Source organism: Corynebacterium occultum, assembly GCF_009734425.1.
Taxonomy (GTDB): Bacteria; Actinomycetota; Actinomycetes; order Mycobacteriales; family Mycobacteriaceae; genus Corynebacterium; species Corynebacterium occultum.
The window spans coordinates 2753111-2772464 of sequence record NZ_CP046455.1; the positions used below are offsets into that span (position 1 = coordinate 2753111).

Annotated in this window: 16 protein-coding genes; 5 read left to right on the forward strand and 11 right to left on the reverse strand. The window is 62.9% G+C overall.

Features of this window, described 5'->3' with window-relative positions; translation table 11 throughout:
* Positions 1 to 77: 77 nt before the first annotated feature.
* Positions 78 to 1529 (forward strand): AI-2E family transporter, encoded by a 1452-nt coding sequence (locus tag COCCU_RS12530; protein ID WP_156231962.1) that lies wholly within the window; start codon positions 78 to 80, stop codon positions 1527 to 1529.
* Positions 1530 to 1708: 179 nt separating this feature from the next.
* Positions 1709 to 2290, forward strand: coding sequence for a DUF3267 domain-containing protein (locus COCCU_RS12535; protein ID WP_156231964.1), 582 nt, complete (start codon positions 1709 to 1711; stop codon positions 2288 to 2290).
* On the opposite strand, the gene COCCU_RS12540 is transcribed toward COCCU_RS12535, so the two are convergent.
* Together COCCU_RS12540 and COCCU_RS12545 are read right to left on the reverse strand one after the other, a co-directional pair.
* Positions 2275 to 3654: a M20 family metallopeptidase gene (locus COCCU_RS12540; RefSeq protein ID WP_156231966.1), complete on the reverse strand. Its 1380-nt coding sequence runs from the start codon at positions 3652 to 3654 to the stop codon at positions 2275 to 2277. The two genes, COCCU_RS12535 and COCCU_RS12540, sit on opposite strands and share 16 nt — an antisense overlap.
* A gap of 53 nt (positions 3655 to 3707) precedes the next feature.
* Positions 3708 to 5348: an AbgT family transporter gene (locus COCCU_RS12545; RefSeq protein ID WP_156231968.1), complete on the reverse strand. Its 1641-nt coding sequence runs from the start codon at positions 5346 to 5348 to the stop codon at positions 3708 to 3710.
* A 388-nt stretch (positions 5349 to 5736) separates the two neighbouring features.
* On the opposite strand from COCCU_RS12545, the gene COCCU_RS12550 reads away from it, so the two are divergent.
* A complete protein-coding gene (locus COCCU_RS12550) occupies positions 5737 to 6270 on the forward strand; it encodes a type 1 glutamine amidotransferase domain-containing protein (RefSeq protein ID WP_156231970.1) in 534 nt (177 codons plus the stop codon).
* Positions 6271 to 6461: 191 nt separating this feature from the next.
* Here COCCU_RS12550 and COCCU_RS12555 read toward each other — a convergent pair whose 3' ends face one another.
* The 8 genes from COCCU_RS12555 to COCCU_RS12590 form a co-directional block, all read right to left on the reverse strand.
* The gene (locus COCCU_RS12555; protein WP_156231972.1) at positions 6462 to 7046 is read right to left on the reverse strand and encodes a nucleosidase; all 585 of its coding nucleotides are present in this window, start codon (positions 7044 to 7046) and stop codon (positions 6462 to 6464) included.
* A 121-nt stretch (positions 7047 to 7167) separates the two neighbouring features.
* Complete coding sequence (locus tag COCCU_RS12560) at positions 7168 to 8172, reverse strand: sulfite exporter TauE/SafE family protein (protein WP_156231974.1); 1005 nt, start codon at positions 8170 to 8172, stop codon at positions 7168 to 7170.
* A 21-nt stretch (positions 8173 to 8193) separates the two neighbouring features.
* Entirely contained in the window at positions 8194 to 8919 is a 726-nt protein-coding gene (locus COCCU_RS12565; protein ID WP_156231976.1) for a sirohydrochlorin chelatase, read from the reverse strand.
* 10 nt (positions 8920 to 8929) lie between these two features.
* Entirely contained in the window at positions 8930 to 10216 is a 1287-nt protein-coding gene (locus tag COCCU_RS12570; protein WP_156231978.1) for a sulfate adenylyltransferase subunit 1, read from the reverse strand.
* Positions 10216 to 11130 (reverse strand): sulfate adenylyltransferase subunit CysD, encoded by a 915-nt coding sequence (cysD, locus tag COCCU_RS12575; RefSeq protein ID WP_197088522.1) that lies wholly within the window; start codon positions 11128 to 11130, stop codon positions 10216 to 10218. The genes COCCU_RS12570 and cysD overlap by 1 nt, the downstream gene beginning before the upstream one ends.
* Before the next feature lie 8 nt (positions 11131 to 11138).
* The gene (locus COCCU_RS12580) at positions 11139 to 11930 is read right to left on the reverse strand and encodes a phosphoadenylyl-sulfate reductase (RefSeq protein WP_197088364.1); all 792 of its coding nucleotides are present in this window, start codon (positions 11928 to 11930) and stop codon (positions 11139 to 11141) included.
* A 4-nt stretch (positions 11931 to 11934) separates the two neighbouring features.
* Positions 11935 to 12207 (reverse strand): hypothetical protein, encoded by a 273-nt coding sequence (locus tag COCCU_RS12585; protein WP_156231982.1) that lies wholly within the window; start codon positions 12205 to 12207, stop codon positions 11935 to 11937.
* Positions 12204 to 13901, reverse strand: coding sequence for a nitrite/sulfite reductase (locus tag COCCU_RS12590; RefSeq protein WP_156231984.1), 1698 nt, complete (start codon positions 13899 to 13901; stop codon positions 12204 to 12206). Before COCCU_RS12590 ends, COCCU_RS12585 begins: the two co-directional genes overlap by 4 nt.
* A gap of 714 nt (positions 13902 to 14615) precedes the next feature.
* On the opposite strand from COCCU_RS12590, the gene COCCU_RS12595 reads away from it, so the two are divergent.
* Positions 14616 to 15989 carry an FAD-dependent oxidoreductase gene (locus COCCU_RS12595; RefSeq protein ID WP_156232867.1) on the forward strand — a complete coding sequence of 458 codons (1374 nt, stop codon included), beginning with the start codon at positions 14616 to 14618 and terminating at the stop codon, positions 15987 to 15989.
* 235 nt (positions 15990 to 16224) lie between these two features.
* Here COCCU_RS12595 and COCCU_RS12600 read toward each other — a convergent pair whose 3' ends face one another.
* Positions 16225 to 18801 (reverse strand): DEAD/DEAH box helicase, encoded by a 2577-nt coding sequence (locus COCCU_RS12600; RefSeq protein ID WP_231598771.1) that lies wholly within the window; start codon positions 18799 to 18801, stop codon positions 16225 to 16227.
* 30 nt (positions 18802 to 18831) lie between these two features.
* Between COCCU_RS12600 and COCCU_RS14750 the strand changes: the two genes are divergently transcribed.
* Positions 18832 to 19341 carry a hypothetical protein gene (locus tag COCCU_RS14750; RefSeq protein ID WP_231598772.1) on the forward strand — a complete coding sequence of 170 codons (510 nt, stop codon included), beginning with the start codon at positions 18832 to 18834 and terminating at the stop codon, positions 19339 to 19341.
* The last annotated feature ends 13 nt before the right edge of the window (positions 19342 to 19354 follow it).

Consider the following 19354-nt stretch of genomic DNA (forward strand, 5'->3'; position numbering starts at 1 on the left):
GCCTGCTTTTCCAGGAAGATTTTCCGGGAGCTTTTCACCGGGTGCTTCATTTAAAGACCCTGAAAACTGGAGGAAACATGAACGAGCGCCCTGATAGGGAGAAACGCGGTCTCGATGATGGGGTGCCGGATGAGGTGACCCACACGGAGAGTGTGCGGGCGGAGAACTCAGGGGAGCAGTCCGAGCCGGCTGCCCTGGAATATGGCGAGCAGGCCATCGAAAGAGATCTGCCCGGGATTATCTCCTATGCCGTGGAGGGCACCGAGGAGGTCTTCGACGACAAGGACAACCCGAGGACCATCGACCGGGCGGCCGTCATCGGCCGGGACGGTCGTTGGGTGGCGGGCTGGGCCTTGCGTTTCATCATCATGGTGATCGCCGCCTGGATCTTCTGGCAGGGTCTGTCCATCGTCTGGGCCGGTCTGCTGCCGATCCTGTTGGCACTTTTGGTGAGCACCGTGCTCTGGCCGGTGACCAAGTTCCTCCGTGACCATAAATGGCCCGCGGCTCTGGCTGCGATCACCACCATCCTGACCTTCTTCCTGGCCCTGGGCGGCATTTTCACCGCCATCGCGCCGAGTGTGGCCTCCCAGTCCCAGGAGGTCTACCAGCGGGCCTATGAGGGTATCCAGTCCCTGATGGATTATCTCCAGGGGGAACCCTTCAACCTGAACCTCAGTCAGGTGGACGGTTTCCTGGCTGATGCCACCGCCTGGCTGCAGGATCAGTCCTCCAATATCGCCTCCGGTGTGTTCAGCGGCTTCTCGGCCGCCACCACCATCCTGGTGACCATTGTGGTGATGTTCGTCCTGACCTTCTTCTTCCTCAAGGACGGCGTCAAGTTCCTGCCCTGGCTGCGCAAGTACACCGGTGAAACCGCCGGCTGGCACCTGACCGAGGTGCTTTCCCGCAGCTGGAACACCCTGGCGGGTTTCATCCGCACCCAGGCTCTGGTTTCCTTTGTGGATGCCGTGTTCATCGGTGTGGGCCTGCTCGTCCTCCAGGTTCCGATGGCCCTGGCGCTGGCCGTGATCACCTTCTTCGCCGGTTTCATCCCGATCGTGGGTGCCTTCACCGCCGGTGCCCTGGCTGTGATCATCGCTCTGGTCACCAATGGTTTCACCAATGCTTTGCTGGTGCTGGGCCTGATCGTTCTGGTGCAGCAGATCGAGGGAAATATTCTCCAGCCCTTCCTCCAGGGCCGGGCCATGCAGATGCACGCCGCCATCGTGCTGCTCTCCGTCACCGTCGGCTCCACCCTCTTCGGTATCCTCGGTGCCTTCCTGGCGGTTCCGGTGGCCGCGGTCTTCGCCGTGTGGTTCCGCTATCACGCCGAGATGGTCTCGCTGCGTTCCGGTGAGATCACCGTCGATGACATCAAGATCGAAACCGCCCGTGGGGCCGGATCCTCCACCTCCGAGTCCTTCACCGGGGTCCGGGACCGGCTCATCAGCATCGGCCGCCGTAAATCCTCCAAGACGGCACCGGGTGCCCCGGAGGAGATCGCGGAGCGGGAAGAGAAGAAGTAGGTTCTTCGCTTTTAAGGTGGGGCACCACCCCAGGGGACAGGTTGTTCCCCCTGGGGTGGTGCTTTTGTCTCTCCAGGGGGGCCACAGCTATCCCCCTGCTGAATCCCTGAGGGAGCCCTTGCTCACACTGGCCCGGAAACCCCCTCTGAGCAGCCTAGAATGGAGGATGGAAAGGCTTCATGATGAACATCTTCAACAGGCCCCGACCCAACAACAGCACCCACCTCCCGGTAGGCCATAAACACCACCGGAGCATCAATTTTCCCGGGGACCACAAGGTCCAGATCCAGAGCTATTTCATTGCCGTCGTTCTGCTGGCAGTTGCTGTTGCGCTGCTCTTCGAACTGCCGATCAGCTCCGGTTGGCACCCCGGCATCGTCATTGCCGTCACGATCATCGCCGCCCTCATCTACATGGCGTTGCACGAGGCAACCCATGGCATTGCGCTGCACATATTGAGCGGGAAACCCTCCTCCTATTCCCTCCGCCTGCCGTTCCTCAGCACCGGAAACCAGAGTTTTTTCACCCAGCTGAGTCTGGTGACTGCCGCCCTGGCACCAGTGGTGCTCCTCGGTGGACTCCTCTTGGCTGCCCTGCTCCTGATGCCGGCGGATTTCCGGATGACCCTCTACATCCTGTTGTCGCTCAACTTCGCCGGTTCCGCCGGGGACTATGTCGAGAGTGCCATCGCCCTGAAACAGCCGAAGAATGCGCTGCTCCGGGACAATGGGGAGGACCTCGAGGTCTACCTCCCGGTCTGAGTTTCCGGGTTGTTTTCCCCCAGTTCCCGCGCCACGCTGAATCTCCCGCCCCCGGCCTCGAACTCGGCCTTCGCTTCCTCGGCCAGGGCCGGTTCCGCAAGGATGTCCAACGCCACCTGGGCCAGACCCGCCGCGGAGTCCACCACCCCACGTAAAGCCTCATCCCCCACCGAATAACTGGCGAAGGCCTCGGTGTGCAGGGCCACCCCGGAGGGTGCGATCTTCACCATCGGATGGATGGCGGGCACCAGGTGGGAGACATTACCGAAGTCCGTGGAGGCCGCCAGGGATTCCGGCACCACCCCGGCCGGCAGGGCTCTGCGGTCCCGCAGCCCCTGGGTGTGCGCCCAACGCCCCGCCAGCACCTGGTTGTTCCGGATCGGCAGGGTCACGGGGTGGACATCCCATTCCTTGTGCACGCCCACCCCGGCCATCAGGGCAGCACCCTCCAGCACCTCATCCACCCGCAGGGAAAGATCCCGCAGGGTGTCGGTGTAGAGCGAACGGACGTAGATGCTCATCTCAGCGCGGTGGGGAATCACGCTGGGGCGTCCCCCACCGTCGGTGATCGAGGCGTGCAGGCGGTCACTCGGGGGCATCTGCTGCCGCAGCAGACCCAGTCCCTGATAGGCCAGGGTGGCGGCGTCGAGGGCGTTGCGCCCCATGAAGGGTTGGGCGGAGGCGTGCGCGGCCACACCTTCAAAGACGACCTTGAGGGTTCGTCGCCCCACCCAGACATGGCTGGCGATGTCATAGCTGAAGGGGTGGATCATGATGGCGAAATCAATTCCCTCCAGGGCCCCACCCCGGATCATGTACTCCTTACCGGAATGGCCCTCCTCCGCCGGAGTGCCCAGCAGCATCAACCGTCCCTGCAGATCCCCCTTCCGCAGCGTATCGACGGCCGCGAGAAAGGCCCCCACCCCGGCGGCGGCGATGACATTGTGCCCACAGGCGTGCCCGATGTCGGGGAGGGCGTCATATTCGGCCATGATCGCGATGGTGGGGTGGACTGTGGGGTCATGGCGTGGGGTCTGGAACTCCGCACGCAGGGAAGTGTCCACCCCATGCACACCCTGGGCCACCTCATGGCCATGCTGTTCCAGTAGCGCCGTGATCCGGGCCTGGGCGTAGCGTTCCTCGAAGGCCAGTTCCGGATTCTCGTGCAGGTCACGCAGGAGGAAGTCCAGTTCCGGGGCCAAGCCCTCCACCACCTGTGCGATATCCGCCCAGATCCGGGCCTGACCGGGGAAATCCTCCCCCGGGATGGGTTCCTTCGGTTCCGCCTCAGCTCTCCGGATCCGCTGGCGGATTCCTTCGGTGGCATGGTCCAGATACGAGGTCGAGGGTTTGGAGGGCTTCATGATCACCTTTCTACCTGGGTTCAGGGGGGGGTGGGGCAGTGGGATCCCCGGGGTCAGGACAGGAAGATGGCGGAACCCGGGCCCAGGGGCAGGTCCACGAAGAACCAGACGGCCAGCAGAATCACCCAGGCGATCCAGAAGGGAATCACGAAGGGCACCAGGCGGGACATCAGGGTGCCCAGGCCGGCTTCCGGCTCATAGCGCCGCAGCATGGCCAGCATCACGATCATGAAGGGGTTCAGCGGGGTCATGATCTGGGTGGCGGAATCACCGACCCGGAAGGCAGCCTGCACAAAGGAGGGTTCATAGCCGATCAGGGCGAACATCGGCACGAAGACCGTGGCCATCAGGGTCCACATGCCGGAACCGGAGATGATCAGCAGGTTCAGGCAACTGGCCAGGATGATGAAGGCCAGGATCGCCGGGAAGCCGGTGAGCCCGATCGCCTCCAGGCCGGCCGCACCCTGCACCGCCGTCCAGGTGCCGATGCCGGTCCAGGAGAAGAGAGCCACGAACTGGCCGAGGATGAAAGCCAGCACCAGGAAACTGAGCATGTCCTTCAGCGCGCTCATCATCATGTCCACCACATCAGTGGAGGACTTGATGGTGCCGGTGTAGAAACCGTAGACCAGGCCGAGGACGATGAAATAGGCGAAGACCACGAAAACAATGGAGTCCAGTGCCGGGGACTCCGGCAGAAAACCACCCGCCTCATTGCGCCAGGGGGATCCCGGCAACAGCACCACGGCCACGAAGACCACGGTCAGGATCAGCGCCGCCACCAGGGAGGCGACCAGGCCCCGGGACTCCTCCTTGCTCAGGGTGGTGGAAAGCTCATTGCCCTGTTCATCACGGTCCCCACGCTGGGAGGCATCCTCATCTTCCAGGGACTCCTCGGTGGGGACGTTCTGCTTGACCATGCGTGGTTCCAGCACCCGGTCGATGATGAAACCACAGATGACGCCCAGCACCAGGGCGGAGGCGATGTTGAAGTAGTAGTTGGAGAGCGGGTTGACCACCGTGTACTCCAGGTCCGGCAGGGAATCCATCACCGCATTGGTGATGCCCGCGAAGAGGGCATCCAGGCTGGTCGGGAACAAAGAGGTGGAGTAACCCGCACCCACAGCCGCGAAACCACCGACCAACCCGGCCACGGGGTGACGCCCGGCGGCCTTGAACACCATGGCGGCCAGGGGTGGAACAACCACCCAGGCGGCATCAGCCATCACCGAGGCCGTCACCCCGACCACACCCACCGCATAGGGCAGGATCCACTTCTTCGCCGAGCCGAAGAGTTTCCGGATCAGCGCCGAAAGCATGCCGGTGCGCTCCGCGATACCCACACCCAGCATGATCGGCAGGACCGTCACCAGGGGCGGGAACCCGATGTAGTTCTCACCGAGCATGGTGGTCAGCCAGACCATGCCCTCACCGGTGAAGAGTCCGTTGATCGCCAGTTCCTCATCGGAACCAGGCACCTGGACGCTGACATCCAGCCACTCCATGACCGTCGAGATGACACCCGTGATCAGGAAGAGGATGAGGAAGAGAGCGAAAGGTTCGGGGAGCTTATTGCCCACCCGCTCCACCCCGTCAAGAAAACGTTCACCCAGGGAGCGGTGGCCCTCCCCCGCTTTCCCCGCCTTCACATCGGCAGCGCTGCTGCCAGCCGCATCCTGCTCTTTGGTGCTCATCTGCTGTCCCCTCCGAGGTCATGCGACCCCTTCTTCCCGGTGTCGCTGAAGTCAGTTCCGTGAGCTCTCAAGCCCCTTGAGTATGGCCCAGAACACTACAAGCCGGGAGGAGATTTTTCCCGGCAAGGGGGAAGGTCTTAATGCAATCGTTATCCCTTTGGCAGTCACTCACCGGGACCTCTCCTGAAAAGCGGCCTCAACTTCACCCCCCAGCAAGCTGATCAATTACTGAGGTCCAGCGATCCGGAAGCTGAAAATTCCAACCAGATCAACATTCCCCCTGCTCAGAGCCTTTCCGGGGGTTCCAGCAGCTCGCTGCGGAGCTCGGAAGAAGTAGTTAGGCTGGGCGGCGTACCCAGAACCAACGGCAATCAAGGAGTTCCAAGACATGACTGATCTGAGCAATCGCAAGGTAGCCGTTATCGCCATGGACGGTTTCGAGGATTCCGAGCTGACCAGCCCGGTGGAGGCGGTACGTGGTGCAGGTGCCACCGTCACCATCATCTCCCCCAAGGCGGGCACGATCGAGGGCAAGAACGGCACCTCCGTCAAGGTGGATCTGGAATCCGCCCAGGCAGATGCGGGTGATTTTGATGCCCTCATCCTTCCCGGTGGAACCTCCAACGCAGACAAGCTACGCATGGACGAGGCAGCCGTGAAGTTTGTGCAGGACATCTTCGCCGCCGGCAAGCCCACCGGGGTGATCTGCCACGGAGGTTGGATCCTGACCGATGCCGATGTCCTGAAGGGCCGTACCCTCACCTCCTTCCGCAGCCTCAAAACCGACCTGCAGAACGCCGGGGCCACCTGGGTTGATGAGGAGGTCCACTGCGATCAGGGCTTGGTCTCCTCCCGCACCCCGGATGATCTGCCCGCCTTCAATGAGAAGATCCTCGAGGAATTCGCCGAAGGCCAGCACTAGACAGCATTAACTGACAGCAGCTGGCACCAACGGAAAAAAGGGGGCGGTGCCCATGGTTATCCCATGGGCGCCGCCCCTTAGCTGTGTTAGATCTGCTTCCTCACGGAATCCGGAGAAACAGTGGGTCTGCGCCACAACGTCTCCCACCGCCTCAGGACCGTCCACCGAGGGGAGGAACGGAGTTCCGGCCCTTAACGCACCACCTTGAGCAGGGCCTTGCCCAGCTCCATCGCCCCGGCATCCACCGCAGCCGCCCAACTCTTCGGGGCCTCTTCATCAGCCCGATCACTGACCTGCTTGAGCAGGGTCACCGGGATGTCGTACTCCCGGCCGATCCAGGCAACGATGGCGCCCTCCATCTCCACCAGATCGGCATTCCCCGCCAACCTGGTCCGCAGCTCAGAGTCATTGACAAAACGGTCACCGGTGGCCAGGCGGGCAGTGGGGAAAGACCCACTGACCTCCACCAACATCCGGTTGGGGCAGGGCTTGGCGGTGATCTGCTCCAGGATATCGCTGTCAAAATCATGCTTGTACACCGAGGAGATCTCGAAAATACCGTTGAGCCCGTTCTTCAGGGCCCCGGCAGTGCCGAAGTTAACCAGGCGGGAGGGTTTGCGTCCCTCACCTTCCGCCTGGGTGAGGGCACGGGTGAGCCGGACTGCGCAGGCGACGGTCCCCATCCCGGTGATCAGAAGCGGTAAGTCCGCCGGGGCGTAGCGTGCCTCTTCCTCAGTGGCACAGACCAGGAGCGGGGCACCGTCGATAATGTCCATGCCCACGATCCTAGCCACTGCCCTAAAGAACCTCAGCAGCAACCAGATCCTGCGACAGTCCGGACATGGCAGAGGGGGCCCCGGAACTCTCCGGGACCCCCTCATTCTTCTCCGCTGGTGGCTAACGGATCCGAGCCCTGACCACCGGGGAATCGGCATCCACCTCAGGTTCCTTCCCCGAGGGTGATTCCCCCTCCGGATCATCAGACTCATCATCCTCCCCCGGCTTATACGACACACCGGTGACCACATCCACCTGGGAGGCATTGACCTTGGCGCGGCGATAACCCAGGATGGAGAGCCCCACGCCGATCACCGCGATGAGCACCCTGAGAATATTGACCCAGACATCATCAAGCCCGAACAACCCCACCACCTTCGGCAGGTTGAGAACCACCAGGGCGGTACCCACAATCCCACCCAGGGCCGCCGGATTCAGCTTCGTCACCATCAGGGCGGCGATCGGGGCAGCAATGGTACCGCCGATCAGCAGCGCAGCCACAGCAGCGAGATTATCCACCAGATCCTGCCACATCCCGATCGCAAAACCCAGGGTCGCAGCGGCGGTGACCAGGAACTCGGCGGTGTTGACGGTACCCACCACCCTGCGGGGCTCCGTACGTCCCAGGGACAGCAGCGTGGAAGTGGTCACCGGACCCCAACCACCACCACCGGTGGCATCCACGAAACCACCGAAACTACCCAACCCCGCCAGGAATCCGGTGTGATACTCCTTGCCGGAGTACTCCCGGCGGACCTTGCCCCGCGAAAAACGCCACATCAGGTTCATGCCGATCGCCGCAAGAATCGCAGCGGTGACCGGGGCAGCCGCCTCAGTGGAGATATTGGAGAGCAGAGTCGCACCGAGGAAGGCACCCACCGCGCCGGGCACCGCGAGGCGGACGACGACCTTCCAGTCGACATTGCCGAAACGCCAGTGGCTGAAACCGGATACCAGGGTGGTTCCCAGCTCTGCGGTGTGCACCACAGCACTGGCCTGGGCGGGGCCCAGTCCGGCGAGGATGATCAGGATGGTGGTGGAGGTCGCGCCGAAGCCCATGCCCAGCCCACCGTCGACGAGCTGTGCGGCAAGCCCCGCTATGGCGATGAGTATCAGTGTCTTCATGACGGTTTCCTTGGGTCTGGATTAGAGGGAGGTGGCCAGGGTGTCCTGGGCCTGCTGGTAACGCTTGACGACGACCCCGGCAAGATCCACGCCGAGCGGGGCGCTGGCGGTGAGCGTCGCGCCCGTCGCCAAGCTGATTTTTTCCAGCTGGGTGCTGACCTTCTCCAACAGCAGTCCCTCGGCGACGAACAGTGGCAGCAGATGCACACTGCGGTGTTGCAGGGAGATCTCGATGAGTCCGGCGCCTCCGCGGCCCGGCCCTCCGGTGGCGGGCAGCACCTCAATGCTGTGTCCGGTCCGGCGGCCGACATCCTGTGCCAGGTCGACGACATCCTGGTTGGCGGCCATATTGGAGGAACCCACGGAGTAGAGCACCACATGGGAACCGGCCGGGGCTTCAGCCTGAACCTTCGCGGCCAGTACCTCCGCCACCTCCGGACCGGTGTCCAACCCACGTGCGAGGTGCAGTTGCAGGCCGGAGCTGGCCAGTGCCTCCGCGAAGACCATGGGCACATCGAGTCGGGCGTGGAAGGCCCGGGTGAACAGCAGGGGCACCACCACAGCCTCGGTTTCCCCCACCGCGGCCAACTGAATGGCTGCGGTGGGTAGATCCGGGGCCGTGAAGTCCAGGTGGGCGGCCATGGTGGGCACGCCCAGCAGGGAGCCAGCCGCCTCAGTCAATTTCCGGACCACGGGTTCTGCGGACTGGTGCCGCGAGCCGTGCGAAAGCGTGATCAAGGCGGTCATGGCGCTGCTCCTAACGCAGGCGGTGGCCGGCCAGGCCGGCCGCCAGGGTGTTGCCGCTGGACTGGTCGATCAGCAGGAAGGAGCCGATCGCGCCGCGGGCTGCGTAGTTCTCGACGGGCAGTTCGGAGGCGACGTCGATGCGGACATGGGCGATGTCGTTGAGACCGAAGGTTTCCGGGGTCTCCACGTCGGAGACACCGTCAATGTCGAGCAGCCGCTCGATGGCGGAGACACGACCCCGGACCAGCTGGGCGCCGTAGCGCACCTTGACCGGGGCACCGGCCTTGAGGGAACGCTCGGTCAAGCCGACGACGGTGGCGTCGAAGCTGCGGACATCCTCGGGGCGGTCCGCACCGGCGATGAGGTCACCGCGGGTCAGGTCCACATCACTGGACAGTCGCAGCACCACGGACTCACCGGGGCCGGCGGTCTGGAGCTCCCCGTCCGGGGAGTCGATGCCAGCGATGGTGGAGGTGCGGCCCTCACCCAGGTGGACGGTGTCGCCGACGCTGATCTCACCGGCATCGATACGCCCGGCGTAACCCCGGTAGTCGGAGGCGTGCTCCCGGATGACGTACTGGATGGGGAAACGGAAGCCCAGGTCATTGGCACGACCCCGGGAGACCTCGATGCTCTCGAGGATCTCGAGGACGGTGGGGCCTTCGTACCAGTCCATGTTGGTGGAGGGTTCGACGACATTATCGCCCAGCAGTGCGGAGATCGGGACGACGCGGACATCATCGACACCCAGTGCGGATGCGGCGGTGGTGAACTCGGACTCGATGCCGCGGAAGACTTCCTGGGAGAAGTCGACCAGGTCGATCTTGTTCACTGCCAGCACCACGGTGCGCACACCCAGCAGGGCGGCGACGTTGAGGTGGCGGCGGGTCTGCTCGACCACGCCGTGGCGGGAATCCACCAGCAGCACGACCACCTGGGAGGTGGAGACACCGGTGACGGTGTTACGGGTGTACTCGATGTGGCCGGGGGTGTCGGCGAGGATGAAGGAGCGCTTGTCGGTGGCGAAGTAACGGTAGGCCACGTCGATGGTGATGCCCTGCTCGCGTTCCGCGCGCAGACCATCCACCAGCAGGGAGAGGTCCAGGCCTTCGAAGCCGCGGTCCGCGGAGGTGCGCTCCACGGAGGCGAGGGTGTCGGCCAGCACGGACTTGGTGTCGTGCAGGAGACGTCCGACGAAGGTGGACTTGCCGTCATCCACGGAACCGGCGGTGCACAGGCGCAGGGTCTCGCGGTGTGCCAGTTTCTGGGTGGCGGTGTCGAGGGTGGAGAGGGTCATCAGAAGTAGCCTTCCTTCTTGCGGTCTTCCATGGCGGATTCGGAGAGTCGGTCATCGGCCCGGGTGGCGCCGCGTTCGGTGAGGGTGGAGGAGGCGATCTCGGAGATCACATCATCGATGGTGGTGGCATCGGAGAGGACGGCACCGGTGCAGGACATATCGCCCACGGTGCGGAAACGCACCTGCTTGGTGACGAGCTCCTCGCCCTTCTTCGGCCCGCCCCATTCCCCGGCGGTCAGCCACATGCCGTCGCGCTCGAAGACCTCACGCTCATGGGCGAAGTAGATGGGGGGAAGTTCGATGCCGCGGGCACCGATGTACTCCCAGATGTCGGCCTCGGTCCAGTTGGAGATGGGGAAGACACGGATGTTCTCACCGGGGAGGTGACCACCGTTGTAGAGGCTCCACAGCTCGGGGCGCTGGCGGCGGGGATCCCAGCCACCGAAGGAGTCACGGACGGAGAAGACACGTTCCTTGGCTCGGGCGCGCTCCTCATCACGGCGGGCGCCACCGAGGACGGCGTCATAGCCCTGCTCGGCGATGGTCTCCACCAGGGGGACGGTCTGCAGCGGGTTGCGGGTGCCGTCGGGACGTTCCTGCAGGTCACCACGGTCGATCCAGTCCTGGACCTTGGCCACCCGGAGACGTGCTCCGGTGCGCTCCACGAGGTTGTCGCGGAATTCCAGCACCTCGGGGAAGTTATGGCCGGTGTCCACGTGCAGCAGCTCGAAGGGAACGGCGGCCGGGGCGAAGGCGCGGCGTGCCAGTTCATAAACCACGACGGAGTCCTTGCCGCCGGAGAAGAGCAGGCCGATCTTGTCGAACTGGCCGGCTACCTCGCGAAGGATGTGGATGGACTCGTTCTCGAGGTCCTTCAGGTGCGGGGAGAGCACGGTGTCGGTCTTGGTGTTCAAAAGGGTCATCAGTGGAGTCCGCATTCTGTCTTGTTGGAACCGGCCCAGCGGCCGGCCCGGGGGTCTTCACCCTCGGCGACGGGCAGGGTGCAGGTTTCGCACCCGATGGAGGGGTACCCCTGCTTGGTCAGGGGGTGGATGATCAGCTGCTGCTGCTCGATGTAGTTCTCGGTGTCCTCCAGCGACCAGGTGATGATCGGGGAGATCTTCAACCGGCCGGTGGCATCCAGGCTCAACGCCGGGGCCTGGGCCCGGGTGGGCCCGTCCACCCGACGCAACCCGGTGACCCATCCTGCGTAGGGCGAGAGGTTCACCGCGAGCGGCTCGACCTTGCGCATCCGGCAGCAGGCGGTCGGATTGTTCTGGTACAGGTTCTTCCCGTACACCGAGTCCTGTTCCGGACGGCTCAGGAGCGGCAGGGCGGTGACCAGTTCCTGGGGATAACGCTGATCCACCTGCTGGGCCACCTCAAGGGTCTCCTTGAAGTGGTAGCCGGTGTCCAGGAAGAGGAAGTCGGATTCCGGGAGGTACTTCGACGCCAGTTCCGCCAGCACGGTGTTCTCCATGGACAGGGTCACCGCGATCTTGCCGGGAGCGTGCTCGGCGGCCCACTCCAGGATGGTTTGTGCGTCAGCGTCGTAGAGCTGGTCTGCCCACTCCTCGACCAGCTCGGCGTTGCGCTTTGCGACGTCCATGGGCAAGGGGGTGGTGCTGTTCGGCCCCTCCGGGCTCTGCTCCGGGTCTCTCGTGGCCCTGTCACCGGGCTGGTTGCCCAGGGCGTTGATCTGGATGAAAGTCATGGAACTAACTCGCGTTTCCTGTGTCTTCGGCAATATCGTCACTGCCTGCTTTACTACGTTCCAGGCTGGCCCGCAGCGCGTCATTGGTGGAGAGGGACTGTGCGGGGGTGTGCTTGGGGGCGTTCTGCCCGTGGAACATCACGGAGAAGACCCGGGCGCATTCCTGGCAGGCCCATGCGAACTCGGTCTCCTCGTCCGGGTAGAGGTCCTCCCCGGCGCAGTAGGGGCAGTACTGGGGATGATTCCGGTTCGGGTTGGGCTTGCGGCGGAAACTCACTGCAGCTGCTCCTCCGGTGCGCGCTGGACCCACTCGCGGAAGAGCTCACCTTCGTTGCGCTCCGTCTTGAAGTTGGAGACCACCCGGGTGACGTAGTCACTGACGTCATCGGCCAGCACCTTGTGGCCCTTGAGCTTGCGGCCGAAGTTGGCGTCGATGTTCATGGAGCCACCGAGGTGGACCTGGAAACCCTCCACCCGGTTGCCCTCCTCATCGGTGACGGTCTGGCCCTTGAACCCGATGTCGGAGACCTGGGTGCGGGCGCAGGAGTTGGGGCAGCCGTTCAGGGCGATCTTGATCGGGGTGTCCAGATCACCGATGCGCTCCTCCAGGTCATCGACCAGTTCGATGGCCCGGGCCTTGGTGGTGGTGTGTGCCAGTTTGCAGAACTCGAGGCCGGTGCAGGAGATGATGCCGCGGCGGAACTCGCTCGGCCGCGGGTAGAGACCGACGGCGGAGAGCTCCTTCTCCAGGGCCGGGACAATCTCCTTGTCCAGGTCCAGGAAGAGCAGTTCCTTGTCCGCGGTGGTGCGGATCCGCTCGATGCCGAATTTCTCGGCGATCTCGGCGATCTCGATCAGCTGCTCACCGGTGGTGTGACCCACGGTGGGCTTGACACCCAGGTAGAAGCGGCCGTCCTTCTGCTGGTGCAGGCCGATGTGGTCGCGGTCCCCCGGGTTGATGGGCTGGTGCGGGCCGTCGGGAAGCTGGTATCCCAGGTACTCCTCCTCGAGCACCTCACGGAACTTCTCCACACCCCACTGGGCGACCAGGAACTTCAGGCGGGCACGGTTGCGCAGGCGACGGAAACCATAGTCACGGAAGATGCCGGCGACACCGGCCCAGACCTCAGGCACCTGCTCCAGGGAGACCCAGGCCCCCACGGACTGGGCGAGCATCGGGTTGGTGGAGAGGCCACCGCCGACGTAGAGCTCGAAACCGGGGCCCAGCTCGGGGTGCTCGCTGCCGATGAAGGCGACGTCCTGGATCTCGTGGGTGACATCCTGGCGGGCGTTGCCGGAGATGGCGGACTTGAACTTGCGCGGCAGGTTCTGGAATTCCTCCGCACCGATGTAGCGACGCTGGATCTCCTCGATCGCCGGGGTGCCGTCGATGATCTCATCCGTGGCCACACCCGCCACCGGGGAACCCAGGATCACGCGCGGCACATCACCGCAACCCATCAGGGTGGTCAGGCCGACGGACTCGAGCTTCTCCCAGATGGTGGGGACATCCTCGATGCGGATCCAGTGCAGCTGAATGTTCTGGCGGTCGGTGAAGTCCGCGGTGCCGCGGGCGTAGTCCCGGGAGATCTCACCGACGGCACGAAGCTTGGCCGGGGAGGCGATGCCCCCGTCGAAGCGGATGCGCATCATGAAGTACTTGTCGGAGAGCTCATAGGGCTCCAGCTGGCTGGTCTGCTCGGTGCCCAGGTTCTGCTTGCGCTGGGTGTAGATGCCCAGCCACTTGAAGCGCTTGAGGACGTCCTCCTCCGGGATGGAATCGAAACCTTCCTTGGAGTAGACGTCAATGACCCGCTGCTTGGCGTTGAGGGCAGGATCCTCCTGCTTGACCTCTTCATCGCGGTTCAGGGGAGCAGTGCCGTCGATCTTCCACTGACCCTCCGGCTTCTTGGCGCGGGCAGGACGAGCAGGACGTCCCTTTTGCTCGCTGGGGACCGTGGTGGATGCCATTACTTCTCCTTGACTCAAAAGTTCTCTTGCTCTGATCCGACTGGGCCCGGTGACGGACCGAAGCCTTGAACCGAGCGGTCTACTTTCCGGCCTCTCCTTTTCAGGGGATCTGACCGAAAGCCTTCCGGGTGCTGCCTCACTCTACAGAGCTCGGCCACTGGCAAGAACCTAACCATACCGAGCAGTCTGCAACAAGAGTTACTTTCACCTCCAGAATCTTAGGGCAGGCTAATTTAATCGAATATAACAGACTTGAACTGGGGATTCTTCAAATATTCACGATGAATATAATAGACAGAACGGTCTACACTCAGGAAAATATTGTGAATATAAATACCCCCGCTCCTTGGCATGGCCGGGAAACAGTGATAGCTTTCCAGACCAAGCGGTCTACGAGATTCGTACTACTGCGACTTCTTGTCGGTTGGCACGCACCTCATGTGAGATGCATCCCTGAGCTGCCGCCGGTGAGAATATTCCGCCCTGAGAAAGCGTTGGAACCTGCTAACGGGGTCCTTATTCACCAAGGACCCAAGGTTCTGGGATGGATCCCTCACCCCGAGGCCCTGAAAAGAGCTGTGGTGGATCCCGAGAACTCCGGGCAGTCCCACCCCCTGGCCCCCCCCCGGGGGAATCCCCGGGAACCGCCCATTAGAACCTGATCGAATCCGACCGAAACCAAGAACCGAAAGGTAAAACGCAGTCATGACTGAGATTTCCCGCCCCCTGCGCGTAGCCGTCATCGGTGCCGGCCCCGCCGGCATCTACGCCTCCGACCTCCTGATCAAGTCCGATCTGGATGTCCACGTTGACCTCTTCGAGCAGATGCCGGCACCTTTCGGTCTGATCCGCTACGGCGTCGCCCCGGACCACCCCCGCATCAAGGGCATCGTCAAGTCTCTGCACAATGTGCTGGACAAGCCGCAGCTGCGCCTGCTCGGCAACATCGAGGTGGGCAAGGACATCACCGTCGATGAGCTACGCCAGTACTATGACGCAGTCGTCTTCTCCACCGGTGCCGTCGCGGACCGCGACCTGAACATTCCGGGCATCGACGCCGAAGGTTCCTGGGGCGCCGGCGAATTCGTCGGTTTCTATGACGGCAACCCGCGTTTCGAGCGCTCCTGGGATCTCTCCGCCAAGTCCGCAGCCGTGATCGGCGTGGGCAATGTCGGCCTGGACGTGGCCCGCATCCTCGCCAAGACCGGCGAAGAGCTCAAGGTCACCGAAATCCCGGACAACGTCTACGAGTCCCTGAAGAACAACCAGGCCACCGAGGTCCACGTCTTCGGCCGCCGCGGCCCCGCCCAGGCCAAGTTCACCCCCCAGGAACTGAAGGAACTCGACCACTCCCCCACCATCAACGTGGTGGTGGACCCCGAGGACATCGACTACGACGAAGCCTCCGAGGAAGCTCGCCGCTCCTCCAAGTCCCAGGACCTGGTCTGCCAGCTCCTGGAGGGCTACGCCATGCGTGAGCCCAAGGACGCCCCGCACAACCTCTACATCCACCTCTTCGAATCCCCCGTCGAGGTGCTGACCGAGAACAACCAGGTCGTGGGCCTGCGCACGGAGCGCACCAAGCTGGACGGCAAGGGTGGCGTTGTGGGCACCGGCAAGTTCACCGACTGGCCGGTCCAGTCCGTCTACCGCGCCGTGGGCTACAAGTCCGACCCGATCGAGGGCGTGCCCTTCGACGAGGCCAAGCATGTGATCCCCAATGATGGCGGCCACGTCCTGCAGGCACCGGCAGCCGACCCGGTTCCGGGCCTCTACGCCACCGGCTGGATCAAGCGTGGCCCGATCGGCCTGATCGGCAACACCAAGTCCGACGCCAAGGAAACCACCGACATGCTCATCGCCGACGCCAACGCCGGCAAGCTGGCCGCCCCGGCACACCCCGAGCACGAGGCCATCACCTCCCTGCTCGAGGAGCGCGGCATCGCCTACACCACCTGGGAAGGCTGGTACCGCCTGGACGAGGCGGAGCGCGGTCTCGGGGAGCCTGAGGGTCGGGAGCGCAAGAAGATCGTCGACTGGGAAGAAATGGTCAAGTACGCCAAAGCCGTGCCGGTGCACGCGCAGTAATTAGCTTCGGAGCTAAAGCCTGCTTCCCAAAACCGCCCCACTCCCCCTGCCCTGGGGGTTGGGGCGGTTTTCTTGTGCCGGGGGGTGGGAAGTCTGGCCAGGGGAGCAGGAGGTTTGAGGAGCAGGGAAATGTAGAAGGCACATCCAGGGTGATATTCACCCGTTTTCACACCCGCAAGGGCATAAATGCGCCTGCTACATTGCGTCGCACAACGTACAGGCCCCTGGGCAAGAGCTACTCCATCAGTGCCCTTATCTCATCGATTCCCAAGCCATCTGCTTCGACGCTGCCACCGCCTTCCAGGACCAGATCGAAGAGGGCTGCCTTGGTTTTCTTGAGTTCCATGACCTTGGATTCGATGGTGTCCTTGGCCACCAGGCGGTAGACCATCACCTGCCGAGTCTGGCCGATCCGGTGTGCCCGATCCACGGCCTGAGACTCCGTCGCCGGGTTCCACCAGGGGTCGAGCAGGACCACATAATCCGCCTCGGTCAGGTTCAAGCCGAAGCCGCCTGCCTTGAGGGAGATGAAGAACACGGAGGAGTCACCCTCCCGGAAGTCATCGATCAGCTTCTGCCTGCCTCTGGTCTTGCCGTCCAGGTAGAGACTCTCAATGTCAGCCTCGTTGGCAGCCTCTCGGGCTTTTTTCAGAAAGCGGGTGAACTGGCTGAGTACCAGCACCCGGTGCCCCTCGGTGGCCGCCGAGCTGAGCAGCTCCGTCAGGACATCCAACTTGGCTGAAGGCGTACTCTCCTCCGCGGCCAACTCACTGTCCAGGGCAAGTTGACGCAGCAGAGTCAGGGAACGGAACACCTCAAAGCGGTTGTTGTCCAGATCATCAACCAGACCGAGCACCTTCTGGCGTTCTCGCTGGAGCCGGCGGTCATAGATCCGTCGGTGCTTCGGATAGAGCTCCACCTCCAGGACATTCTCGGTCTTCTCCGGCAGATCTGCCGCCACCAGTTCCTTGGTGCGCCGGAGCAGGAAGGGCCGCATCCTGCGCTGCAGCAGCTCGAGCTTCCCGGTGTCCTTCTCCTTCTCGATGGGAGCGCGGTAGAACTCAGTGAAATGGGTCTTGCCGCCGAGCAGCCCGGGGCTGGTCAATGACACCAGGGACCACAGCTCCATGAGGTTATTCTCCATCGGGGTGCCGGTGACAGCCAACTTGAACGGTGCCTCCAGCATCCGGGCGCTCTTATACGCCTTGGAGTTGTGGTTCTTGATCATCTGCGCCTCGTCGAAGATCACCGCAGACCAGTTCTGCTCGGCATAGGCCTCGAATTCAAGTCGGAAGAGGTTGTAACTGGTGACCACCACCCGGATATCTGCGGCACTGCTGAGCATCTCCGCCAGGGAGATGCCCCGCTTCTTCTCCGTCCCCTCAATCATCAGGGCATGGAGATCCGGGGTGAACTTCTGCACCTCGCGGACCCAGTTACCCACCACGCTGGTGGGGGCGACGACCAAGAAGGGAGCACCGTGTGGATCCTCCTCGGTGGCGGCCGCGATCATGGCGATGACCTGCAGCGTCTTGCCCAGCCCCATGTCATCGGCCAGCACCCCACCGAGATTATTACGTCTTAAGGTCTCCAACCAGCGATACCCTGTTTTCTGATAATCGCGCAGTTCGGCATGCACCGCAGCGGGAACCTCAATCTCCGCAGCCGTCTCGATGCGTCCCGGGTTCTGTACCAGGCTTTGCACCCGGGACCACCACTCATGTTCCTGGGCGTCAACGATGCCGGTCTCCACCAGTTCCTGCCAGAGATCCACCTGATAGCGGCTGACCTTCAGTGCGTCCACGGTGGTGTCGTTGAGAGTCTTGGCTTCCTCGATGATGCGCCGCAGCTGCTCAAGTTCCGGGATGTTCAGGTCGAAGTAGGTGCCTGAGGGCAGCACGAACAGTTCCTGCCCCTGGCTGAGCGCTGCAAACAGTTCACTGAACTCCACTTTTTCACCGCCGACCGCCACCTGTACCTGCAGGTCAAACCAGTCGGTTTCACCGGCGCTGATTCCCACTGTCACCTGTGGGGTTTCTTCGGCCAGGCGGAACTTCGGCGTTTCCTCAGTCAAGTTGACCCTGACGTGCTCCAATTCCATCAGCTGCGGCAGAACATTCGCCAGGAAGGGTACCGCGCGGTGCTTCTCCAGAACCTGGTTCGCAATGGTGGCGCCAGTGGCCTCTACTGCCCTGCTCACGGAAGACTCATGCTCAGGGTCCACCTTTCCCCACGACCCACGATCCCAGGACCACTGCAATCGCAGCTCCTGGAGTCCCTCCGGCTTCTGTATCAGCGGTGTGGCATCGATCTGGAGGACGGCCGGGCGTGGTTGAGGTGCGTGATAAGAGTCATCAGGGGACTCCAGACTCATCAGCCGCTGCAGCCGGGGCAGGTACTCCTCCTCGAAGTCCTCCACTTCAGCAGAACCCACTCGCAGTTCCTCATCCTGATGGTGGAGCATCAGGAACTCCCGGCTCAAAGGTTCGACAAAACGTTGCAGCCGGATCTCCTGGGTTTTCTCATTGTGGTACTGGATTTCAGCGAGCACTGTCGGGGGCGCACCGAGCAGGAGCTGGGTGTGGTGTTCCCGGGGAAGTATCGGGGTGTCATCCTGACATAGTTCCGGCTCCAGGACGAGATCACCGTTTTTCTCCTGCCGGACTGTGATCCGGCTCCGGAGTAGGTCAGGGCTCAGCTCCACTGGGCGTCTGCCCTCCCAGGTCAGCATGGCCACCCCGTTGTATTTCAACTCCATGAGGATCTCCCCCAGCTGGAGGGTGGGCAGCTCTCCCAAGGGGAGCCATTCCATCTGATAACCACCCCAGCCATAACCATAGTGGTGGCGCGCGGTCTGCTGATAGCTGAACTGATGGAGCTGTTCCAGAAGTTTTCGCGTCCTGGTGCTGCACTCCAGATTATAGAGGGAATCCCATTTGGCTTTCCCTTTGATCCATCCTGTCTTACCCCGTTCACCTGGCCGGATCCCCAACTGATCACGCTGAGTATGAAAAAAGAGACAGATATTTTCCCGGCCTCCCTCTTCCTCTGGAATGGGCGGCAGCACCTCATCGAATGCTCTACGCCAGCTCGGCCGCCGGGAATGCCGGTCTGCCGACTTCCCGATATGCAGGTTTCCCCTGTTCACAAGATAAAGAATCGCGGCGGCTTCATGGGCGCAGGGGATATCAGGGCAGGTGCAGTCACTGTCGAGCTGCCCATCATCTTCCACGTACACACTGGTCTGCACCATCCGGTTCTTTCCCGGTACCTCCCGCACATAGAAGTCAAAGACCATGGCACCGTCCAAATGAGGGCTACCACTGAGAAACACCGACTTATGGCGGAATAGCTCCAAACCTTTC